General features: G+C 58.5%; 15 protein-coding genes, 1 other RNA gene and 3 pseudogenes. 10 read left to right on the top strand and 9 right to left on the bottom strand.

Features of this window, described 5'->3' with window-relative positions:
- Nucleotides 1-26: 26 nt before the first annotated feature.
- The 7 genes from M1E16_RS03485 to M1E16_RS03455 all read left to right on the top strand — a co-directional run bounded on the left by M1E16_RS03485 (nt 27) and on the right by M1E16_RS03455 (nt 11,949).
- Nucleotides 27-851, top strand: coding sequence for a (Fe-S)-binding protein (locus tag M1E16_RS03485; RefSeq protein WP_458129223.1), 825 nt, complete (start codon nt 27-29; stop codon nt 849-851).
- Nucleotides 848-2,305, top strand: a complete 1,458-nt coding sequence (locus tag M1E16_RS03480; RefSeq protein ID WP_458129222.1) for a LutB/LldF family L-lactate oxidation iron-sulfur protein — start codon at nt 848-850, stop codon at nt 2,303-2,305. The genes M1E16_RS03485 and M1E16_RS03480 overlap by 4 nt, the downstream gene beginning before the upstream one ends.
- Complete coding sequence (locus M1E16_RS03475) at nt 2,302-2,973, top strand: LutC/YkgG family protein (RefSeq protein WP_434653721.1); 672 nt, start codon at nt 2,302-2,304, stop codon at nt 2,971-2,973. The genes M1E16_RS03480 and M1E16_RS03475 overlap by 4 nt, the downstream gene beginning before the upstream one ends.
- The gene (locus M1E16_RS03470; protein ID WP_458129221.1) at nt 2,970-5,780 is read left to right on the top strand and encodes an FAD-binding and (Fe-S)-binding domain-containing protein; all 2,811 of its coding nucleotides are present in this window, start codon (nt 2,970-2,972) and stop codon (nt 5,778-5,780) included. Before M1E16_RS03475 ends, M1E16_RS03470 begins: the two co-directional genes overlap by 4 nt.
- Nucleotides 5,781-5,902: 122 nt before the next feature.
- A complete protein-coding gene (locus M1E16_RS03465; protein ID WP_458129220.1) occupies nt 5,903-6,193 on the top strand; it encodes a hypothetical protein in 291 nt (96 codons plus the stop codon).
- Nucleotides 6,194-6,286: 93 nt separating this feature from the next.
- Nucleotides 6,287-6,680, top strand: a transfer-messenger RNA (tmRNA) gene (gene ssrA, locus M1E16_RS03460).
- A gap of 370 nt (nt 6,681-7,050) precedes the next feature.
- Nucleotides 7,051-11,949 carry a DEAD/DEAH box helicase gene (locus tag M1E16_RS03455; protein WP_458129219.1) on the top strand — a complete coding sequence of 1,633 codons (4,899 nt, stop codon included), beginning with the start codon at nt 7,051-7,053 and terminating at the stop codon, nt 11,947-11,949.
- Between the two features lie 547 nt (nt 11,950-12,496).
- Here the strand turns inward: M1E16_RS03455 and M1E16_RS03450 are convergent.
- Both M1E16_RS03450 and M1E16_RS03445 read right to left on the bottom strand, forming a co-directional pair.
- Complete coding sequence (locus M1E16_RS03450) at nt 12,497-13,435, bottom strand: hypothetical protein (protein ID WP_458129218.1); 939 nt, start codon at nt 13,433-13,435, stop codon at nt 12,497-12,499.
- Between the two features lie 165 nt (nt 13,436-13,600).
- Nucleotides 13,601-13,813, bottom strand: coding sequence for a hypothetical protein (locus M1E16_RS03445; protein WP_458129217.1), 213 nt, complete (start codon nt 13,811-13,813; stop codon nt 13,601-13,603).
- Nucleotides 13,814-14,157: 344 nt separating this feature from the next.
- Here M1E16_RS03445 and M1E16_RS03440 point away from each other — a divergent pair.
- A pseudogene (locus M1E16_RS03440) lies at nt 14,158-14,331 on the top strand (site-specific integrase); the annotation flags it as partial.
- An 83-nt stretch (nt 14,332-14,414) separates the two neighbouring features.
- Nucleotides 14,415-14,813 (top strand): DUF6166 domain-containing protein, encoded by a 399-nt coding sequence (locus M1E16_RS03435; RefSeq protein WP_458129216.1) that lies wholly within the window; start codon nt 14,415-14,417, stop codon nt 14,811-14,813.
- 373 nt (nt 14,814-15,186) lie between these two features.
- Here the strand turns inward: M1E16_RS03435 and M1E16_RS03430 are convergent, their stop codons facing one another.
- The 3 genes and pseudogenes from M1E16_RS03430 to M1E16_RS03420 form a co-directional block, all read right to left on the bottom strand.
- Nucleotides 15,187-15,465 carry a helix-turn-helix domain-containing protein gene (locus M1E16_RS03430; RefSeq protein ID WP_458129215.1) on the bottom strand — a complete coding sequence of 93 codons (279 nt, stop codon included), beginning with the start codon at nt 15,463-15,465 and terminating at the stop codon, nt 15,187-15,189.
- Nucleotides 15,455-15,685 (bottom strand): annotated as a pseudogene (locus tag M1E16_RS03425) (transcriptional regulator); the annotation flags it as partial. The pseudogene M1E16_RS03425 and the gene M1E16_RS03430, both read right to left, overlap by 11 nt.
- 2 nt (nt 15,686-15,687) lie before the next feature.
- A pseudogene (locus M1E16_RS03420) lies at nt 15,688-15,880 on the bottom strand (AraC family transcriptional regulator); the annotation flags it as partial.
- 450 nt (nt 15,881-16,330) lie between these two features.
- On the opposite strand from M1E16_RS03420, the gene M1E16_RS03415 reads away from it, so the two are divergent.
- Nucleotides 16,331-16,603 (top strand): hypothetical protein, encoded by a 273-nt coding sequence (locus M1E16_RS03415; RefSeq protein ID WP_458129214.1) that lies wholly within the window; start codon nt 16,331-16,333, stop codon nt 16,601-16,603.
- Between the two features lie 285 nt (nt 16,604-16,888).
- On the opposite strand, the gene M1E16_RS03410 is transcribed toward M1E16_RS03415, so the two are convergent.
- The 4 genes from M1E16_RS03410 to araD1 form a co-directional block, all read right to left on the bottom strand.
- Nucleotides 16,889-17,737 carry a phosphatase PAP2 family protein gene (locus M1E16_RS03410; protein WP_458129213.1) on the bottom strand — a complete coding sequence of 283 codons (849 nt, stop codon included), beginning with the start codon at nt 17,735-17,737 and terminating at the stop codon, nt 16,889-16,891.
- A 24-nt stretch (nt 17,738-17,761) separates the two neighbouring features.
- Entirely contained in the window at nt 17,762-18,433 is a 672-nt protein-coding gene (gene pmrG, locus M1E16_RS03405; RefSeq protein WP_458129212.1) for a lipopolysaccharide core heptose(II)-phosphate phosphatase PmrG, read from the bottom strand.
- Nucleotides 18,434-18,551: 118 nt separating this feature from the next.
- On the bottom strand, nt 18,552-20,132 hold the full coding sequence (locus tag M1E16_RS03400) for an aldehyde dehydrogenase (NADP(+)) (RefSeq protein ID WP_458129211.1): 1,581 nt from the start codon (nt 20,130-20,132) through the stop codon (nt 18,552-18,554).
- 23 nt (nt 20,133-20,155) lie between these two features.
- Complete coding sequence (araD1, locus tag M1E16_RS03395) at nt 20,156-21,151, bottom strand: AraD1 family protein (RefSeq protein ID WP_434602749.1); 996 nt, start codon at nt 21,149-21,151, stop codon at nt 20,156-20,158.
- Nucleotides 21,152-21,194 lie beyond the last annotated feature (43 nt).

The raw sequence follows: 21,194 nt of genomic DNA, 5'->3' as shown, positions 1-21,194 counted from the left end.
ACCGGGACCACCCGGAGACACGCCTGATGAGCGAGCTTTTTTACAACGCCGTGCCGAACGCGACCCGAGTCGCCCCGCCATTGCCTGAGCCGCGCCAGTATCCCAGCGAGAAACCCCGACGGGTCTATCTGTTCGGAACCTGCGTGGTGGATCTGTTCTACCCCGAAGCCGGGATGGACGCGATTCATCTGCTTGAGCGCGAAGGCATCCAGGTCGACTACCCGCAAGGCCAGACGTGCTGCGGGCAACCGGCCTACACCTCGGGATATACCGAGCAGGCGCGGACGGTGGCGCGGGCGCAACTGGCCCTGTTTGCCGGGGATTATCCGGTGGTCGTGCCGTCGGGCTCGTGTGCCGGCATGCTGCGTGAACATTACGCCGACCTGTTCAAGGACGAACCGCAAATGCTCAAGCAGGTCCAGGCCCTGGCGGCCAGGACCTATGAGCTGGCCGAGTTCCTGCTGTTTGTGTGCAAGGTGCAATTGAACGACGGTGGCGCGCCGGTAAAGGTCGCGCTGCATACGTCCTGCTCGGCACGACGGGAAATGAATACGCACCTGCATGGCCGTGCGTTGTTGGCACAGCTGCGCAACGTGGAGCGGGTCGACCACAGTCACGAAAGTGAATGCTGCGGTTTTGGTGGGACGTTCAGCGTTCGCATGCCGGATATTTCCGGCGCGATGGTGGCCGACAAGACCCGCGCGCTGAAGGAATCCGGCGCGCATCAGGTAGTCAGCGCCGACTGCGGTTGCCTGATGAACATCAACGGGGCGCTGGAAAAACAGCGCGAAGCGCTACGCGGCCAGCATCTGGCGAGCTTCCTCTGGCAGCGAACCGGAGGTGCCGCATGAGCACGCCGACGCTGATTCCTACCGTTACAGTGCAGGAAGATTTTCGCGCCCGCGCCCACAAGGCGCTGGACGACACGCAACTGCGAAACAACTTTCGCACTGCGATGGATTCGCTGATGACAAAACGGGCAACGTCCTTCAGCGATGCCCACGAAAGAGAACACCTGCGGGTGCTGGGCAATGCTGTCCGCGCCCGCGCGTTATCCAAGCTGCCCGACCTGCTCGAGCAACTTGAAGCAAACCTGACCCGCAACGGTGTGAATGTGCACTGGGCGGAAACGGTGGACGAGGCCAATGGCATCGTCCTGTCGATCATCCGCGCTCACGAGGCGCGGCAAGTGATCAAGGGCAAATCGATGGTCAGCGAAGAGATGGAGATGAACCATTTCCTCGAGGCTCGGGACATTGAATGTCTCGAATCCGATATGGGGGAATACATCGTCCAGCTCGACCACGAGAAGCCTTCACACATAATCATGCCGGCAATCCACAAGAATGCCGGTCAGGTCGCGTCCTTGTTCCACGACAAACTTGGCGTGGAGTACACCAAGGACGTCGACCAACTCATTCAGATCGGTCGCAAGGTCTTGCGGCAGAAATTTTTCGAAGCCGACGTCGGCGTTTCCGGTGTCAACTTCGCCGTCGCCGAAACCGGCACGCTGCTGCTGGTGGAAAACGAAGGCAACGGGCGGATGTCGACCACGGTGCCGCCGGTGCACATTGCCGTGACCGGCATTGAAAAAGTCGTGGAGAACCTGCGGGACGTCGTGCCGCTGCTCTCGCTGCTGACCCGCTCGGCGCTGGGCCAGCCGATCACCACCTACGTCAACATGATCTCCGGCCCGCGCAAGGCAAACGAACTGGACGGGCCGCAGGAAGTTCACCTGGTCCTGCTCGACAACGGTCGCAGCCAGGCGTTTGCCGACAGTGAGCTGCGCCAGACCCTGAACTGCATTCGCTGCGGCGCCTGTATGAACCATTGCCCGGTCTACACGCGAATTGGTGGTCATGCCTACGGCGAGGTTTACCCGGGACCTATCGGAAAAATCATCACGCCGCACATGGTCGGCCTGGCCAAGGTGCCGGATCACCCGAGCGCGTCTTCGCTGTGCGGTGCCTGCGGCGAAGTGTGTCCGGTGAAGATTCCGATCCCAGCCCTGCTGCGACGGCTGCGAGAAGAAAACGTCAAGGCGCCGGACAGCCCCAACCCGGTCATGCGCGGCCAGGGCAGCAAGTATTCAGCCAAGGAGCGCTTCATCTGGAATGCCTGGGCCCGGCTCAACAGCTCGCCACGGCTGTACCGGCTGTTCGCTTTCCTCGCCACGCGCCTGCGCGGCCTGACACCGCAGAATGTCGGCCCCTGGACCCAGAACCACAGCGCCCCGAAACCCGCCGCCCGCTCGTTGCACGACCTGGCCCGCGACCACCTGACCCCGCAGGGAGACCGCCGATGAGCGCCAAGGAAAATATCCTCGCCAAGCTGCGTAAAAGCCTGACCGGCACCACGCCCGTTGCCGACAACTACGACGTCGAACTGGTGACACAGACCTACCGCTACGCGCCCGAGGAGCGAATCCCACAACTGCGCAAGCTGATGGAAGCGGTGCACACCGAAATTCACCTGACGTCCGGCGAAGCCTGGCCGACGCTGCTGGCGCAACTGCTGCGCGACCGACAACTGCCGAGCCTGCTGATCGCACCGACGACGCCCCACGGGCAAAAAATCGTACAGTTCTGGGCGAACAATCCGGGGCTTCCTGCGCTCAAGGCCTACGATCGGCCGGTGGAGGAATGGAAAGCCGAGCTGTTCAACGATACGCCTGCCAGCCTGACCGGCACCCTCGGAGCCATCGCCGCGACCGGCAGCCTGATTCTCTGGCCGACGCGGGAAGAACCGCGCCTGATGAGCCTCGTCCCGCCGGTGCACTTCGCCTTGCTCAAGGCCAGCGAAATCCGTGACAACTTCTATGAAGTGCAACAGGAATTCGAATGGGCCCAAGGCATGCCGACCAACGCCCTGTTGGTGTCGGGCCCGTCAAAGACCGCCGACATTGAGCAGGTCCTGGCCTACGGCGCCCATGGTCCAAAGGACCTGGTGGTGCTGATTCTGGAGGACCAATGACGCTTCCGGCCCCTTTCCTGCGCGACGTACACCAACTGATCCCGCAAAAACGACGCTTCGACGACCCGTTGTCGACCCTGGCCTTCGGCACCGATGCGAGCTTCTATCGGCTGATTCCGAAACTGGTGGTACGCGTCGAAAGCGAAGACGAAGTCATCGCCCTGCTGCAACTGGCCCAGCGCGACCGGGTTCCGGTGACCTTCCGTGCGGCCGGCACCAGCCTGTCCGGCCAAGCCATCAGCGACTCAGTGCTGATTGTGCTCGGGGACAACTGGAACGGCCGGGAAATTCGCGAGCAAGGCACGCAGATCCGCTTGCAACCCGGCGTGATCGGCGCCCAGGCCAACGCCTGGCTGGCCCCGTTCGGGCGCAAGATCGGCCCGGATCCGGCGTCGATCAATGCCTGCAAGATTGGCGGCATCGTCGCCAACAACGCCAGCGGCATGTGCTGCGGCACAGCGCAGAACACCTATCACACCCTGGCCGGCATTCGCCTGGTACTCGCCGATGGCACGCGCCTGGACACCGAAGACGCCGCCAGCGTGGCGGCATTCAGGGCGAGCCACGGCGAACTGCTGGAGCGACTGGCAACCCTTGGTCGCGAGACCCGCGCCAACACGGAGCTCGCCGCCCGAATTCGCCACAAGTACCGTCTGAAAAATACCACCGGCCTGTCGCTCAATGCCCTGGTGGATTTCGACGAGCCGGTGGATATCCTCAGCCATCTGCTGGTGGGCTCTGAAGGCACCTTGGGATTCATCAGCGCGGTGACCTACAACACCGTCATCGACCACCCGAACAAAGCCTCGGCACTGATCGTGTTTCCAGATGTGGAGACCTGCTGCAACGCCGTGACCGTACTGAAAAGCCAGCCGGTTTCAGCCGTGGAACTGCTGGACCGCCGCAGCCTGCGCTCGGTGCAGGACAAGCCGGGCATGCCGGATTTCGTACAGCACCTGTCGAGCAATGCCTGCGCGTTGCTGATCGAATCCCGCGCCGCTTCGTCATCGTTACTACAGGAACAACTGACCCGGATCATGGCTTCTCTGACGGCTTTCCCGGTGGAAAGGCAAGTCGACTTCACCGAGGACCCGCGAGAAAACGCCCGCCTGTGGGCCATCCGCAAAGACACCTTCCCAGCGGTGGGCGCGGTACGCAAGACCGGAACCACGGTCATCATCGAAGACGTGACCTTCCCGGTCGAGCAACTGGCCGCTGGCGTGAATCGCCTGATCGCCCTGTTCGACAAACATCACTACGACGAAGCGATCCTTTTCGGACACGCACTGGAAGGCAATCTGCACTTTGTCTTCACCCAAGGCTTCAACAGCACTGAAGAAGTCGCACGCTACCAGGCGTTCATGGATGACGTAGCGCAACTGGTGGCGGTTGAATTCGGCGGCTCGCTGAAAGCCGAACACGGCACCGGCCGCAACATGGCACCGTTCGTCGAGCTGGAATGGGGCACTGACGCGTATCAATTGATGTGGCAGCTCAAGCGCTTGCTCGACCCCAACGGCATCCTCAACCCGGACGTGGTGCTCAGCGAGGACCCGCAGATCCACCTCAAGCACCTCAAGCCATTGCCGGCGGCCGATGAAATAGTCGACAAGTGCATCGAGTGCGGCTTCTGCGAGCCGGTGTGTCCCTCCAAGGACCTGACCTTGAGCCCGCGCCAGCGCATCGTGATCTGGCGCGACATTCAAGCGAAAAAGCGCGCCGGTATCGATACCTCCGAGCTGGAAACGGCCTACCAATACCAGGGCATCGATACCTGTGCCGCCACCGGGCTGTGCGCTCAACGCTGCCCTGTAGGCATCAATACTGGCGAGCTGGTGAAAAAACTCCGCAGCCGTACCGCGACGCGTACGAAAACCGCCGATTGGCTTGCCGGCAATTTCGCCACTGCGCTGCAAGGGGCGCGCTTTACCCTGCACGTCGCCAACGGTGCGCGGATGATGTTGGGAGCGCCGCGCCTGGCACGCTTGTCCGCCGGGCTGACGCGGCTGTCCAAAGGACAGGTCCCGCAGTGGACCAACGCCATGCCGCAGCCGGAAAGGGCGATTCGGTTCAGCCCCAGCGTGTCGGACGAACGACCGAGGGTGGTTTATCTGGCGGCCTGCGTGTCGCGGGTCATGGGCCCGGCGGCAGGGGACAAAGAACAGACGTCGTTGCACGACAAGACCCGCGGGCTGCTGGAAAAAGCCGGTTACCAAGTCGTTTTCCCGGACAACGTAGACAGCCTCTGCTGCGGCCAACCCTTTGCATCCAAAGGCTACGCCGAACAGGCCGAGCACAAGCGCCAGGAACTGATCGGCGCGCTGCTGCACGCCAGCCGCGGCGGGCTCGACCCGATCTATTGCGATACCAGCCCATGTACCCTGCGCCTGGTTCAAGACTTGGGTGACGTACGCCTGGACCTGTACGACCCGGTGCGTTTCATTCGCACGCACCTGATGGATCGCCTCGACTTCACGCCTCAAGAGGCGCCCATTGCGGTGCACGTCACCTGCAGCACGCAGCACCTTGGCGAGAGCCAGGCGTTGATCGATCTGGCGCGCAGGTGCAGCAAAAACGTGGTCATCCCGGAAGGCATCCATTGCTGCGGGTTTGCCGGGGACAAAGGCTTCACCACGCCGGAACTGAACGCCCACTCGTTGCGCACGCTGAAGGGCGCGGTAGAGCATTGCAGCGAAGGAATCTCCACCAGCCGGACCTGTGAGATCGGTCTTACGCAACACGGTGCGATTGATTACCACGGGCTGGTTTATCTGGTCGACCGAGTGACGCGGCCCAGGGCGATGTGAAAAAAATAGAACCCTGACGAACAACGGCAGTCCATTGATCAGGTCCCGCAAACGCGGGACTTCCTCAACAGGTAGCCGCCCTGATGGCCAGCAAATGCTGCCCTTGGGTCAAGGAGAGACATATGAAACGCTCTGTGCTGTTAGGTCTGTTTGTCACTGCTTCGATGCTGGCATCACCCTCGTTTGCTGCCGGCGATTCGGACAGTCTCTGCGCCACCAACATCAAAACCATTGAGAATGCCAAGACCCAGTACCAAGGCTCGGATTCGCAAGGCCAAATCGAGGCGAGCCTTCAGCAAGCGAAGGCCGCTCAAGCCTTGAAAACCAAGGAAGGCACCGAGAAATGCATCTCTGAAACCACCCAGACCATCCAAGAGATGCAGAAGACCAACAAAGACGGTAAAAACTCCTGAATGCAGTGGGCCAACCTTCGGGTTGGCCCCTGATGCGTTTTGGCGTACACTACGCAGGCCTGTCGCTCTACAGATTCACAGAGCGCCAGGTTCGGGGCCGTTTAGGATTCGACGCCGGTTGCGAAACTTTAGGTGCATGCCGAGTTGGTAACAGAACTCGTAAATCCACTGTTGCAACTTCCTATAGTTGCCAATGACGAAACCTACGGGGAATACGCTCTCGCTGCGTAAGCAGCCTTAGCCCTTCCCTTCTGGTACCTTCGGGTCCAGCAATCACCAGGGGATGTCCGTAAACCCAAAGTGATTGTCATATAGAACGGAATCGCCGTGCAGTACGTTGTGGACGAAGCGGCTAAAACTTACACAACTCGCCCAAAGCACCCTGCCCGTCGGGTCGCTGAGGGTTAACTTAATAGACACGGCTACGCATGTAGTACCGACAGCGGAGTACTGGCGGACGGGGGTTCAAATCCCCCCGGCTCCACCATTTAGTCTTCCCAGGAAGACCCAGAAAAGCCGTAAAGCCTAGAGAAATCAAAGCTTTACGGCTTTTTTTATTGTCGGCGTTTTCCCACCTAATCCTAGGCATCCCATGGATGACGGGGACATATGAAGCTCATCAATCTAACCTGCAGGAGGCCCGGCGCAAATATGATAATGCTCGTGCTCAGCTTGCCAGTGCCCCCTTCGCTGCAAATAGGCAGGGCCAAAGTGGTAAGCCACCTTTAGCGAGATACCCGCCAGTCCTTGAAGCTAGGATGAGCACTACTTATCGCTCCAGTACTGGCTGAATTGCTAAACTGCGCCGATTTGGCGCCTGTAATGCGCCAGGCGCAGTCCAAAAGGAATTCCTACCGATGTCAGCCTTATCAGCTTTGCTGAATACCTACCGCAGCGCTTCTGTCACCGAACGCGAAAAAGGTACTTATTTCGAAGAGCTGATTTGCACTTACCTCCGCAACGAAGCCACTTACCGCGACCTTTACGACAAAGTGTGGACGTATGCGGAGTGGGCGACGGAACAAAGCCTCAGTGGCAAGGATGCGGGCATTGATTTAGTGGCTCGCACCCAAGGCACCGGCGAGTACCACGCGATCCAGTGCAAGCTATACGCCGAGGACTACAAGGTCCAGAAGAAGGACATAGACAGTTTCTTCACCGCCTCGGGCAAGGCTCCGTTCTCGCACCGCGTCATCGTCGCCACCACCAACAACTGGAGCGAGCACGCCGAGGACGCGTTGCAAGGCCAGCAGCCTCCGGTCAGTAAAATCGACTTGCAAGCCCTGAAAGACAGCCAGATAGACTGGGCCAAGTATCAGCCCCATCAAGCCGTCGCGCTCAAGACCAAAAAGCAGCTGCGCGAGCACCAGCAAACCGCGTTGAATGCCGTGGCCGCTGGCCTCAAGGACGCCGGACGCGGCAAGCTGATCATGGCCTGCGGCACCGGCAAGACCTTCACCAGCCTGAAAATTGCCGAGCAGCAGGCCGGCAAGGGTAAGCATGTACTGTTCCTGGTGCCCAGCCTGTCGCTGCTATCGCAGACCCTTACCGAATGGACGCAGGAAAGCGCCACCCCGCTCCACAGCTTTGCCGTCTGCTCCGACAGTGACGTAGGCAAGAAGCGAAAAGCAGAGGATGACGCGGTTCAGGTGTTCACCCATGAATTGCGATACCCGGCCACTACCAAGGCAGATCGCCTCGCGGCAGAAATGCTCAAGCGTCACGATGCCGAACACATGAGCGTGGTGTTCTCCACCTATCACTCCATCGATGTGATCAGCCGCGCCCAGGCTGATCATGGCCTGGCCGCTTTCGATCTGGTGATCTGCGACGAAGCGCACCGCACCACGGGTGCCACCTTTGGCGACGATGACGAAAGCAACTTTGTGCGCGTTCATGATGCCGACTACATCCGCGCCACCAAACGTCTGTACATGACCGCCACGCCGCGCATCTACGGTGACAACGCCAAGCTCAAGGCCGAGTCCGGCGAAGTCACCCTGTGCTCGATGGATGACGAAGCGCTCTACGGCAAAGAGCTGTTCGTCATCAACTTCTCCGAGGCCGTTCAGCGAGGCCTGCTCACCGATTACAAGGTGCTGGTACTCACCGTCGAGGAGAGCACCATCAGCCGCCGCCTTCAGGAAATGCTGAAGGACGAGAACAACCAGCTTAAGGTAGACGACGCCGCCAAGATAGTCGGTTGCTGGAAGGCACTGGCCAAGCAGGGATTGGCCGAAAACTTGGTGGGTGATGATCAGCCCATGAGACGCGCTGTAGCTTTCTGCCAGGTCATCTCGCCCAACTACAAGGGTACCAAGCACAAGGTTAGCTCGATCAACATCGCCAGCATGTTCCAGTCGGTGGTGGAAGCTTATCAAGACTCCGAAAATATCGTTGAGGACTCACGCATCATCTGCGAAGCCGCACACGTTGATGGCGGCATGAATGCGAGTGCCAAGGAAGCCAAGCTCAACTGGCTCAAAGAAGAACCGCCAGCCAATACCTGCCGCATCCTCAGCAACGTACGCTGCCTGTCTGAAGGTGTGGACGTACCGGCGCTTGACGCTGTGCTCTTCCTGACCCCGCGTAACTCCCAGGTGGACGTGGTGCAATCCGTTGGTCGGGTAATGCGCAACGCACCGGGCAAGAAACGCGGATATGTGGTGCTGCCCGTGGTCATTCCGGCCGGCATGGAGCCTCACGAAGCGCTCAATGACAACCAAACCTACAAAGTGGTCTGGCAGGTGCTCCAGGCACTGCGCTCGCACGACGACAGCTTCGACGCCATGGTCAACAAGCTCGACCTGATCGGCTCTGACCCGCGCAAGATGGAAGTCATCGCCATCACCGACAAGGCCGAGAAAAAGGCCAGGAAAGCCAGCGGCACCGGCAACGTTCAGACGGGCAAAGGCCAGTACGGCATTGGTGAGAAACGCGCTAAGTACGATGTCGAAGGCCAGATGACCCAGCAGGCCGAGCTGGCCTATGAGGTGGGGGAAATCGAGAAGGCCATCTACGCCAAGATCGTCTCCAAGTGCGGCAACCGCCACCACTGGGAAGACTGGGCCAACGATATTGCCAAGATCGCCCGTACCCATATAGATCGAATCCAGGGCATTTTGGAGAACCCGGCGAACACACAGGAAAAGGCGGCCTTTAACGCCTTTGCCACCGAGCTGCGCGATGACCTCAATGACAGCATCAGCGATGGCGAGATTGTCGAAATGCTCGCCCAGCACCTAGTAACAAAGCCAGTTTTCGATGCGCTGTTCGATGAATACAACTTTGCCAGTCAAAACCCTATTTCAAAGGCCATGCAAGGCGTGCTGGATGCGCTCCACGAGCACCGGCTAGATAAAGAAGCCGATACCTTGGAGAGGTTCTACGCCAGCGTTCGTCAGCGTGCTGTCGGCATCGATAACGCCCAAGGCAAACAGAAGATAATCGTCGAGCTGTACGAAAAATTCTTTGCCAATGCTTTCCCTAAGCTGCGTGACAAGCTGGGTATCGTTTACACCCCGGTTCAGGTAGTGGACTTCATCCTCCATAGTGTCAACCACCTTCTTCAACAGGAGTTCGGCCAAACTCTCGGCAGCAAGGGCGTCCATATCATCGATCCCTTTACTGGCACCGGTACCTTTATCACCCGGTTGATCCAGTCGGGCTTGATCAAGCCGGAAGAACTGTCGCACAAGTTCAAGCATGAGATCCATGCCAACGAGCTGGTACTGCTGGCCTATTACATCGCCGCCATTAATATCGAAGCTGCCTATCACGGTGAAGTCATTGACGAATACACACCGTTCGAAGGCATTTGCCTGACCGACACCTTCCAGATGTATGAGAAGGAAGACCTGGTAGACGAACTGCTTGAGGACAACAGCGCCCGACGCAAACGGCAGAAAAACTTGGACATTCGAGTGATTGTGGGAAACCCACCATACTCCATAGGACAAGGCAGCCAGAACGACAACAACCAAAACGTAAGCTACCCCGCATTGGATCGGCGAATCGAGGAAACTTACGCAGCGCTTTCTGAGGCCACTCTGTCAAGGGGTCTCTACGATAGCTACATACGCTCTATTCGCTGGGCCAGTGACCGTATCGGAAATGCTGGGATCATTGGCTTTGTTACCAACGCTGGATTCTTGGACGCCGCCTCGCAGGACGGGATGCGCAAATGCTTGGCGGATGAGTTTTCCAGCCTCTATGTGTTCCACCTGCGCGGCAACCAGCGCACCAGTGGCGAAACCTCTCGCAAAGAAGGAGGCAAGATATTCGGCAGTGGTAGCCGGGCACCTATCGCCATTTCGCTGTTGGTTAAGAATCCCAACGCACATGCTCAAGGCCAGATTTTTTTTCACGACATTGGCGATTATCTAAGTCGAGATGAAAAGCTTGAAAAAATAGCAGACTACGCCAGCGTGACCGGTATCGAGCAATGGCAGCGGATTATCCCGGACGAGCATGGCGATTGGCTAAAGCAGCGCGACAACAGTTTTGGTCAGTTCATCGCGACCGGCGACAAAAAGAATAGTGACATCAAGCTGTTCGACAGTTTCTCTCTTGGCGTTGTAACGGCGCGCGATGCTTGGGCCTACAACGCCAGCCGGATGAAGCTAGATGCCAACATGAGCAGTATGATCGACTTCTATAACGCTGAAGTGGCTCGCTTTGATGCAGCGCATAAAGGGCTGGACACAAAAGCTAGACAGGAACAAGTCAACAACTTTATTAGCGTCGACCCGGCACATATTAGCTGGTCTCGCGCTTTGAAGCAGAACCTTGGAAAGGGGCGCACGTATACGTTTGAAAGTGAATGCTTGGTGACAGGATTGTATCGACCATTCACTAAACAGTGGATGTATTTCAATCGTGCTTTTAACGAGATGGTGCTACAGATCCCGCGCCTCTTCCCCAATCCCAGCGCGGAAAACTTGGTGATCGGCGTTTCAGCCTCTGGCGAAAAAGTGGCCTTCAGTGCGTTGATTTCACGTCATGTACCGAGCCTTCACTTCGTTGATATTGAAGGCTCACAATGCTTTCCCCTCTACCTTTACGACGAAGCCGACCAAGCCTCAGATAATGACCTCTTTGCAGAACCAGTTGAAAGTGGGTTGCGCCGCCGCGATGCGATAACGGACGCAGGCCTTGCACACTTCCATACGGCCTACCCCGGCGAATTGATCAGCAAGGAAGACCTGTTCTACTACGTCTACGGTATTCTACATTCGCCTGACTACCGCGAGCGCTACGCAGACAACCTGAGCAAGGAGCTGCCACGCATTCCAGCAGTTAAGAAAAGCGCCGACTTCTGGACATTCAGTAAGGCGGGCCGCGCCTTAGCCGACCTTCATCTTAACTACGAAACTGTCGAGCCATATCCACTGACCATAGAGTCTAAGGGCACGCTCTCCGCCGCGGACTACCGAGTGGAGAAGATGAAGTTCGCCAAGAAGGGCGACAAAACCACTGTTATCTACAACCACCGCATCACCCTCAAGGGCATTCCTGAAGAGGCCTGGGATTACGTGGTCAACGGCAAGGCCGCGCTGGACTGGGTGATGGAGCGGCAAGCTGTGCGCACCGACAAGGCCAGCGGCATCGTTAACGACGCCAACGACTGGGCCAGTGAAACCATGGGCAACCCCAAGTACCCACTAGAGCTGTTTCAGCGCGTGGTTACCGTCAGCCTGGAAACCCAGAAAATCGTCAAGGCGCTGCCCAGACTTGATATCGCTATAGATAACTAGTTGAGTCCGATAAAACGCTGAGCGCTCAGACAACTACTGCCTTGGTTGGCCCCCCTTTCCAACCAAGGCAGAGCACCTGCTGATTGCCAGCCCAGGACTCTCATGTTAAATGTGTCCGTCCCAAGCGTTCCCTATCGATCCGCAACGGGCCGCCACGTCGCCCCGGCAACGACGTTGAAAACTTTCGCCTCGTTCGCATCCGCTGAGCGGGCAGCATCAACTGCCATTGGTTGATTTGCGTACCTGGTCAGCACACTCACATTCCGTTCTGCCCCTAGAAGCCTCACGGCCTAGTTTATCTGTAGCCCACAACGACCTCCGCCGCTACCGAACATTAATCTCGGAAGCGCGCATACACCTATGCGTGTAACAAATGCCCTTGCTCGCTATATAGCTAGCCGATATCCGTCTTTTATCCTTTTAGCAGTAGTGCTGGAGGACGCTGCCCCACGCTTCAGGCCTAGGACTCAAAACCTATGGCAAAGCACGTTAGCAACTTTGACGACGTCGGCGACGAGGACTATGACTATGCTCAGGCTGCGGACAGTCAATTGTCGTCCGGGCCGAAATTCATCTTGAGCTGCACCTTCGGGGTTGCACTGCGGTGCTCCATGACCTTCAGCACTTCATACTCCGCCCTTAAGCCATCCTTGGTAATTCTTTGAGTTCGGCGAACGCTGGCAAGAATGATGTCATCCTTGGCGAACTGTTCTAGGTTGAGCTGGACGCGCTTTAAAAACTCCAAGTCCAGAACAGTGGCATAGAAAACATTACCGCCGCCCTCGGTAAACCGCCATTTATTGTCATCTTGGAAAGCCAGATTCAATACTTGCAGGTTGGCGATGTATGTATCTTCTCCCAGCGTTTCGTCCTGGGGAGCAGGAGTCTTAAAATAGTAGGATTCGCTTCGCTCCACATGCATGATTACCTGATCACCCTCAACAGTGGAAACGGAAGTGATGCCTTCTCTCTCTAGTGGTTCGGTGATTACACCCTCCAGCGCTTTTCGCAATTTGTAGTCTTGGACCAGCTTAAGGACGCGCTCTTCTGTATCCAGATGCTCATCGCCAACGAAGAGTCGGACCGCACCACTTTCCAGCGGCTCAATGCGTGTCACCCCTCGCCCGCGAAGCCACTTAATGACCTGTATGACGCCTTTACAGCTGTCGCGCACAGAAAATCCAAGCAGAGTGCATATCGTGGCAATGCCTACCACTGATTGCCCACTGGTCAGATCGAGCACTTTTTGCCAAAGGCTTTGGGCCAGCTCCATTTCAATCCCAAAGGAGCCAGCCTTGAAGGATGCATGGACGTCCACGGAAACTTTTACTTGCTCACCGTTCAGGATCATATTCGCGCGCTCTACCAAGTCGCCCATCGCAAGTAAGGCTGGTGCGAGCGCGCGAACGTCCATCCGATGCTCATCGAGCGCAGGACCGTCGTAGACAAGGTGAAATTTAGAATGCTGGCCCATGAATTCGGTCATCCTTGGTTTCCTTACCAATCAGGTGCTTAAAGTGGTGAGTATGATCGTCGAAAGGAGATGTCTGCGTCCAATTGAAAGCCTTGATGGTGCGACTCTATTCGCTGTGTGACCCGGCCCAGCGCCGTTTTGTTTATTGGGCGCCATCCCGATCCGAAATGAACAGGCCTACCGTTGATTTACTTCTCTGATATCCGCCTGACGAGCCTGCAGCGCAATCAACCGGTCGCCGGCGCTGGCGGTGGCAGGCACTGCGTTGCAACTGGCTAGATCCTCGGCGAGGAGCACAGACAGCCGTAAATCAGTGCTGGCGAAGGCGTTCGCGCAGGCGATATTGATCACGTTGTGCATCGGTAAGTGCTCGGTGGTGGGTTTGGTCATTGGCGGTCAGCTGATGTTCCAGGGCCTGGCGCTTGCCCTGCTCTGCCTGAACCTGGCGTGCGGCCGCGCTCCCAATCTTTGCCAAGTTGACCTTGTGCAAACCGGCCTGCTTCGCAAGCTGCCCGCTTTACCGCCAATCCTGCATCTTCCCCGTCGCACTGATCGCCATTATCAACACCACGGCCGCGCGTAGTGTTGGGTCGCACCGTTGTTAATGTCAGGCTCGGCGCCGGGAACCACCCGATCGGCTGCCCGCTGGGCCTGGGCGAACTGCTTCGGCGGAATCGGCTTGGCGCCGCTCAGGTAGGATATTCGGGTCGTTCTTGTTCCAGCAACTGTACTGGTACCAGACCAGACACACCTATGCGTCGATGATGTTGTCAGCAGGCGAGCATCCGATGTGAGTGGCAAAACAGACGGGGCATACGGACTGGACAATGATTGCCAGGTTTTAGGGTCGTTGGATGCTATCAGCAGATGCGGAGGCTAACAGTAGAGCGGAGTCTCTATGGCAAGCAGGTGGTCCAGCTCCGGGTCTGCCTGCTAAAGTCGGTACTGCTGCAGAGTGCCCCCTCAGAAAAATGCAAAGGAGACCGGCTTCATGGACAACCCAGGGCTCGAAGATATGGACTTCAGTAAAGTTCAAATAGCTCAATCGGATGATTCATATGACGCCCACGCTAAAGCATCAATTTTATTGCGAGTGGTGGAAGGTGCTGGCGTGGCTCTGTACCAGCACAAGCCAGGTGGCTCCGCCGAAAACTTGCCTACCAGGCGCGACCTATATAAATACGACGGAGGCCTCGCTTGGGGGTATAAAGGCTCCGGTGCGGTGAATCTTGCGCATGCAATCGCGGGAAAAATTTATGAGTACGACCAGCTCAGCTCCACAGAGCTCTCCGACAAGGCGTACCAAATCGTTGAGCTCGTGGTCTCCAAACTTCAGAAAGATGAGCCAGCTGATCTACAAATCTCCGAGATCAAGAAGCTCCTCGGTTAATGACAGCAAAATGGCAGCTTGAAGGCTGAAAGCCACGTTGCACAATGGTTGGACGGGAGTTCAAATCTCCCGGCTCCATCAATTGATCAACTAAAGACGTCCACGGACGTCTTTTTTGTGCTTGGAACTCAGGGAATCAAGGGCTTTAGAGCCGCTGGCTTCCGTAGAAAAATTTTGTGTTCCGCTCGTTTTGATATTTCAAATGGTATACCGGGCCGTCTGATGCTAATCCCCGCTGAGCTGTCAGACGCTAGCGCTGCCAGGCCGCCAGAGCCACCACCCCTCTGCAGCGGCCACGGGGAACATATACTTCCGGAAAAATCGTTCCGATACGTTGATCGGTAACTCTCGCTATTAACGACGCAACTCAGCTTCAGATGACCTGAAGGTCTCGCAGTACTTCTGGGTGCTGGCTTGCAACTCTTAGTAGAGTTTGTGCTGCACCGGCAGGTCGACGACGACCCTGCTCCCAATCCTGTAACGTACGCAGGCTGACTCCCAGCAGCTCTGCAAATGCACTTTGAGATACACCGACTTTGGCCCGGGCCACAGCCGAAAGGGTCACCTCGGTTGTACGTGCCGCTTTGCCAGCTTTCATTTGGCGTACGGAAGCCAACAAGTCGTTCTGAAAATTCTCCAGCTCATGATCCATTACAGATATCCTCTTTCAATTGATTCAGGAAGGCGGTCGGCAGGTTGTCAAATTTCGCCTTGGCATAGGCGATCAGCAACCAGATACAGCCTTCAGAAAGCGCGTTGTAGTAGTGATCCGCGTACCGCCGCGCTTGCCCATCCCCACCACGAGACCAGCACACCTTACGCAACCCACCGCAGCCGGGAATCACATCGCCTGCCAACGGGTTCGCAGCCAATGGTAACAACTGTGGATCTTGCGTATCGCCCGGGTGATCTTGCCGAAGTGCCCTCGGCGGCCAAGCGCCGCACGCATCGAGCCGCCCTGCTCGCAGGTCAGGGATTTGGTAGTAGATTTCCCGTATCAACGACGGGCCCAATATCTGCGCCTCGCCGGAGGCGTACATGCCCTTGGGTTGGGCATCGCTGGGGCCGGGGGTCTTTGCGGCCGCTGCGCAACCGAGCGGGAGCAAGCTCCCTCGCCACGGTCTGCTCTCTAGGCATGACAATAGGCCGAATGGACAATGGCTCGACCCCGTTTATAGCCGCAAAGCGATGTAGGTAAAGTCAGCAGCTTAAAAGTCCAAGCTCCTACATCAAGCACGGAAAGCGCTGTCTTGTGGCGCTTGAGCTAGGCGGCCTATAGTTCCTCGTCGCCCCGATGGCGACTCGGGTTTGGCGACCCGGCAACGAGGTGCGAGAGCGATCTGCTTGTTTGCAGGCGCCCCCGCATCAGCGATACTGCCACCGCAATGGCAGTTGTACGCGGGAGATCTCCGGGTCTGCCGGTACCTCGTTCCGGTTCGCCAACCTGCGTACGGCTGCCACCATTCGTTTGGCGACGATTAGTTGGTAGCTCTCACTTAATAACGAGGTTACAACTTATGACTCGATACATGCCCATCACCGGCGTCGACTGCGTTCCCGCTACCCTGCTGATCGACACCGAAGCCCCGCTTGATGTTCTCTTCGAAACCGCTGACTACCGCATCCGAACCGTGACCCAACTGCTGGAAAACATCGCGTTCCGTTCGGAGATCAGTTCCGACACGCTGGTGCTTTCCGACTTCTGCAAAATGCTGACGATAGCGCTGCGCGACGGGTGCGATGTGATGGATGTGATTGGCAGGCGGTTGCGGGCTCAGGCTGCCGAATAATCGAGAACCGGGCGGCCTTTGCGGGCGCCCCGGTTTTTCACATGCCTATTAGCGCAGGCGCGTGCTGACTGTTTCACTCGTAGCGGCATCCTTCAGCCAAATGTCCGACGGCAAAAGTACAACACGCCAATTGAGAAATCGCTCCCAAACTTCGGAGCCAGATGAGCCTGCGCCGCATGAACTTTTCTTCACCCCACGCCCCTGCAGGATCCGATACAGCGCCCTCGCTCATTCAAGAAACTAAGGTTTTAGCCCGCTCTCCCGCGGGCTTTTTTTTGCCTGCGATCATGGAGCAGCCCGCGCATCGCCCAGCTCAGGCAAAGCTGACGCGACGTTGGAAGGCGCAGCCTTCAACAAGGGTTGTTCCAACGCCGTGCGCCCATAAAACAGCAACGCCATCAGCCAACAGCTCAACCAGACAAAGATTCCCGCCCAGAAGGTATGGGACATGTAGTGCCAACCCTGCAGGACCCGCGTCGTGCCGTAAACCAGTCCCAAGGCCAACGCCCCATACATCACCGCTTTGGAATGACGCCAGCGATAACGACGGGCGACGAAGTACAGCGCCAGCAGGGTGAAGCCGCCGGACGCGTGACCACCCGGCCAGCAACGGCCGTCACCGGCCACTTTCAGCAGGTCGAAATTCTGGAACCATTCCTTGTGCTCGATCTTGCCGGCGTATTGGCTGGTTTCCACCGGGCAATACACGCTGGTATGGCCCTTGAGGTAATGGATAACCCCGGTACTGAGCGAAAAGGCGAAGACAACGTAGAGGAAATCGCGCCGGTGTTTGTAGGCAAAACGTAGCGGTTTCGCCAGCCGGGTTCTGTCCAGTACGCGAAGTAGCCCAGGGCGCTTTTCCGGTTTCAACAGCGGCCAGAAAAACGACAGCACGGCGCCGATTATGGCCGCCTCGCCAGTCCAGTTCGGAATGGCCCTGGCCCATTTGTGCGTGATTTGCTCGAACAGCCGCACATGCCCCAACGGAAAGACCTGGTGCAACGGGTCGTAGAAAAGATTGCTGATGGTTATGTCGATACGGGTCAGATCGAACAATAGGAACACCACGGCGGCACAGGCCAAGGGAATTCCGAGGTTGAGCCCGTAGAAACGGGCGCGGGCAGACGTCAGCATGAGCGGTCCTGGTCGTGGGAAGAATTACTGGAATGTCACCGAGCGCCAGTCAGGGGCTTCGATAAAACCGAGCACTCGTGGCGCTTGTGGCTGAGCGCTGGAAACGAACAACGAAGCCCCATAGCCGAACGAGGAAGTCGGGCGCTGGAGCGCGGTTTCCATCGCCTGCATGCATTCGCTGTGGGTGACCAGGATCAGGTTGCGACCGGCCACTTTGTGGGCCAGGGCATTGCGCAGCAGGTCATGTCGGCAGTCGAACAGCCAATCGTCACCGGCGCTCACCTTGTTGAACATGTAGCCCGCCGTCTGTGCGGTGCGCACCCGTGGGCTGTTGTAAAGGTCGACGTGGTCCAGGCCCAGTTGTTCGAACCGAGCCCCGAGCCCCACCGCAACGGCACGGGCGCGGTCGGTGATGCCTTCGCGGTCACCCAGGCAAGCAGCCTTGGAGTGGTCGCAGCGCTCGACATGGCGCACCAGCACGATCATTTCGCCCTTGGCCCAGCCATCGGCCAGGGCCCGGGCGCCGGCGACGTTGCCATGGGCCAGGTCCGGCACCGCTGCCGGGCTGAGTAGCCACAGGACCAACGGGACAGCCAGCAGCGCCGAGGCGAGCACGACCACGGTGTTTTGGTAACGGGCAAACCGGCGCCTATCGATCGAGCGCGTCAGGCCGAAAAGACTCAGTCTCAGTTCCACATCAAGCCGCCCCGACGGCATCCACCCAGTGATTCGATGGCGCGACAGTAGCGAGGCCGACGTAGGCAGGCAGTGAAAGCGATGTGAAAAAAAACTTCGGATTCAACGATCGCGCCGCTCACAGCGCTCGATCAGTTACCTCCCCATCCACCAGCCGCCGAATCCCTAGCGGATTGCCGTCCTGCAATGCCGGGGGCAACAACGCATCCGGGTAATTCTGGAAACACACCGGCCGCAGGAAACGATCGATGGCCAACGTGCCCACTGACGTTCCTCGTGAATCGGATGTCGCCGGATACGGTCCGCCGTGCACCATCGCCTCGCACACCTCCACCCCGGTCGGATAGCCGTTGAGCAGGATCCGCCCGACTTTTTCCTGCAGTACTTCTGTCAGCCAACGGTACTCCAGTAATTCGTCAGCCTCGCCGATCAACGTGGCCGTCAATTGTCCGCGCAGGCCGTGCAGCGCCGCCGCCAACTGTGTCCGATTCTCCACTTCGATGACGATGGTGGTCGGCCCGAACACTTCCTCCTGAAGCAATGCATCGCCCTTGAGCAACAGGCTGACATCGGCCTTGAACACCTGCTGCTGTGCCTGGTTGCCCTGTTGCGGCTTGCCCGCCAGGTGCGTCAGGCCCGGATGTTCGTGCAGCTCACCGAGGCTGCGGCTGTAGCTGGCCAAGGTGCCTGCGTTGAGCATGGTTTGTGGCGGTTGCTGGTTCATGCTCGCGCAGAAGCGTTCCAGAAACAGGCTGAACTGCGGCGAGCGCAGGCCAATGACCAAACCCGGATTCGTACAGAACTGACCGCATCCCAACGTCACCGAACCGGCCAACTGCGCCGCGATCTGCTCGCCACGTACCGCCAACGCTTCGGGCAGCAGGAACACCGGATTGATGCTCGACATTTCCGCGAACACCGGAATCGGCTGTGGCCGGGTGGCGGCCATGTGGCTCAAGGCGTTGCCACCCTTAAGCGAACCGGTAAAGCCCACCGCCTGGATGGCCGGATGCTTGACCAGCCATTCACCGACACCCCCGCCATAAATCATGTTGAACACGCCGGCCGGCATTTCAGTCCGTTCAGCGGCACGGATGACCGCGTCCGCCACCCACTCGGCAGTCGCCATGTGGCCACTGTGGGCCTTGAACACCACCGGGCACCCCGCTGCCAGCGCCGAAGCGGTGTCACCGCCGGCCGTGGAAAAGGCCAGCGGAAAGTTGCTGGCGCCAAACACCGCCACCGGCCCCAGGGCGATGCGGTATTGACGCAGATCCGGACGTGGCAGTGGCTGGCGATCGGGCAATGTGCGGTCAATCCGCGCACCGTAGAAGTCGCCACGACGCAGCACGCTGGCAAACAGACGCAACTGGCTGCTGGTGCGACCGCGCTCCCCTTGAATGCGCCCGGCAGGCAATGCGGTTTCGCGGCACACGGTAGCGATGAAGTCATCGCCCAGCGCGTCGATTTCATCGGCGATTGCATCGAGAAACGAAGCGCGTCTTTCCGCGCTCAGGTTGCGGTAATCCGGGTAAACCGCAGCAGCGGCCTTGGCGGCGGCATCCACTTCGGCTTCGGATGCCTGGAAGAAGTTGCCGGGCAAGGGCTCGCCGGTGCTCGCATCGAAGCTTTGCAGTTGCAGGGTGCCGTTGGCGCTGCGACGGCCGCCGATGTAGTTGTATCCCTGTAGCAATGTCATGAGGGCATTTTCCTGTTGAAGGCTTAGAGCGCACGCACCTGGCCGATGGGCAGCGGCTGGGCACTCTCGCCGATACCGTTGACCAGCGGCGCACCGAACTCATCGAGGCTGATCCGAAAGCGATCCCCCGGCTGTGTCTTCACACCGTCGGCGAACGACAGGGTAGCGGTGCCGAAGTAATGCACATGGACATCACCCGGCCGCAAGAACTGCGCGTACTTGAAGTGGTGAAATTCCAGGTTGGCCAGGCTGTGGCACATGTTGTCCTCGCCGCTGAGAAAAGCCTTCTCCCAGAGGGTTTCGCCATTGCGCTCGATGCGACTGGTGCCGACCAGATGCCTGGGCAACTCACCGACGCGCAGCTCCGGGCCGTAGGAGCAACTGCGCAGTTTCGAGTGGGCGAGGTACAGGTAATTGCGCCGCTCCATGACGTGGTCGGAGAACTCGTTACCCAATGCATAACCGATGCGATACGGCAGACCATCGTCGCCAATCACATAGAGGCCGGTCAGCTCCGGCTCTTCGCCGGCATCTTCGGCAAACGGAGGCACCGGGAAGTCCGCGCCGGGGCGCACGACGATGCTGCCGTCACCCTTGTAGAACCATTCCGGTTGCGCACCGACCTGCCCCGGCGCCGGCTTGCCGCCCTCGATCCCCCATTTGAAAATGCGCATGGTGTCGGTCATGCCGGCCTCGACCTCACCGTCATGCTGGTGCATCTTGTCCCGCGCCGAGGCGCTGCCCAGATGTGTCAGGCCGGTGCCGCTGATCAGGCAATGGGCCGGATCTTCGTGATCCAGCGGCGGCAGGACCTTGCCTTGGTGCAACAGCGCTGCGTAATCCGGGCCCGGCTCGGTGCCGCGCGAAGCGACTTCTTCATGCAGGCTGCGATTGCCGCGGATCGCTGCAAGCGCCAGTTCACGGGTATTGCGGGTTCCTTTGAGCACTTGAACAAGTGCCCCATCGACGACGCCGACCTGGCGCTCTCCGGCGGAGTTTTCAAATTGAATCAGGCGCATGGTTGCCTCCAGAAATCAGGGTAGGCGCCGCTCATGTAGGTAA

The sequence above is a fragment of the Pseudomonas sp. Z2-11 genome (assembly GCF_054161305.1).
The sequence above is the reverse complement of the archived record's forward strand: the minus strand, read 5'-3'. Positions and strand labels throughout refer to the sequence as shown.

Coding starts and splice junctions, on each gene's coding strand:
- M1E16_RS03485 (WP_458129223.1), top strand. CDS start 27: ATGAGCGAGCTTTTTTACAACGCCGTGCCGAACGCGACCCGAGTCGCC.
- M1E16_RS03480 (WP_458129222.1), top strand. CDS start 848: ATGAGCACGCCGACGCTGATTCCTACCGTTACAGTGCAGGAAGATTTT.
- M1E16_RS03475 (WP_434653721.1), top strand. CDS start 2,302: ATGAGCGCCAAGGAAAATATCCTCGCCAAGCTGCGTAAAAGCCTGACC.
- M1E16_RS03470 (WP_458129221.1), top strand. CDS start 2,970: ATGACGCTTCCGGCCCCTTTCCTGCGCGACGTACACCAACTGATCCCG.
- M1E16_RS03465 (WP_458129220.1), top strand. CDS start 5,903: ATGAAACGCTCTGTGCTGTTAGGTCTGTTTGTCACTGCTTCGATGCTG.
- M1E16_RS03455 (WP_458129219.1), top strand. CDS start 7,051: ATGTCAGCCTTATCAGCTTTGCTGAATACCTACCGCAGCGCTTCTGTC.
- M1E16_RS03450 (WP_458129218.1), bottom strand. CDS start 13,435: ATGACCGAATTCATGGGCCAGCATTCTAAATTTCACCTTGTCTACGAC.
- M1E16_RS03445 (WP_458129217.1), bottom strand. CDS start 13,813: ATGACCAAACCCACCACCGAGCACTTACCGATGCACAACGTGATCAAT.
- M1E16_RS03435 (WP_458129216.1), top strand. CDS start 14,415: ATGGACAACCCAGGGCTCGAAGATATGGACTTCAGTAAAGTTCAAATA.
- M1E16_RS03430 (WP_458129215.1), bottom strand. CDS start 15,465: ATGGATCATGAGCTGGAGAATTTTCAGAACGACTTGTTGGCTTCCGTA.
- M1E16_RS03415 (WP_458129214.1), top strand. CDS start 16,331: ATGACTCGATACATGCCCATCACCGGCGTCGACTGCGTTCCCGCTACC.
- M1E16_RS03410 (WP_458129213.1), bottom strand. CDS start 17,737: ATGCTGACGTCTGCCCGCGCCCGTTTCTACGGGCTCAACCTCGGAATT.
- M1E16_RS03400 (WP_458129211.1), bottom strand. CDS start 20,132: ATGACATTGCTACAGGGATACAACTACATCGGCGGCCGTCGCAGCGCC.
- araD1 (WP_434602749.1), bottom strand. CDS start 21,151: ATGCGCCTGATTCAATTTGAAAACTCCGCCGGAGAGCGCCAGGTCGGC.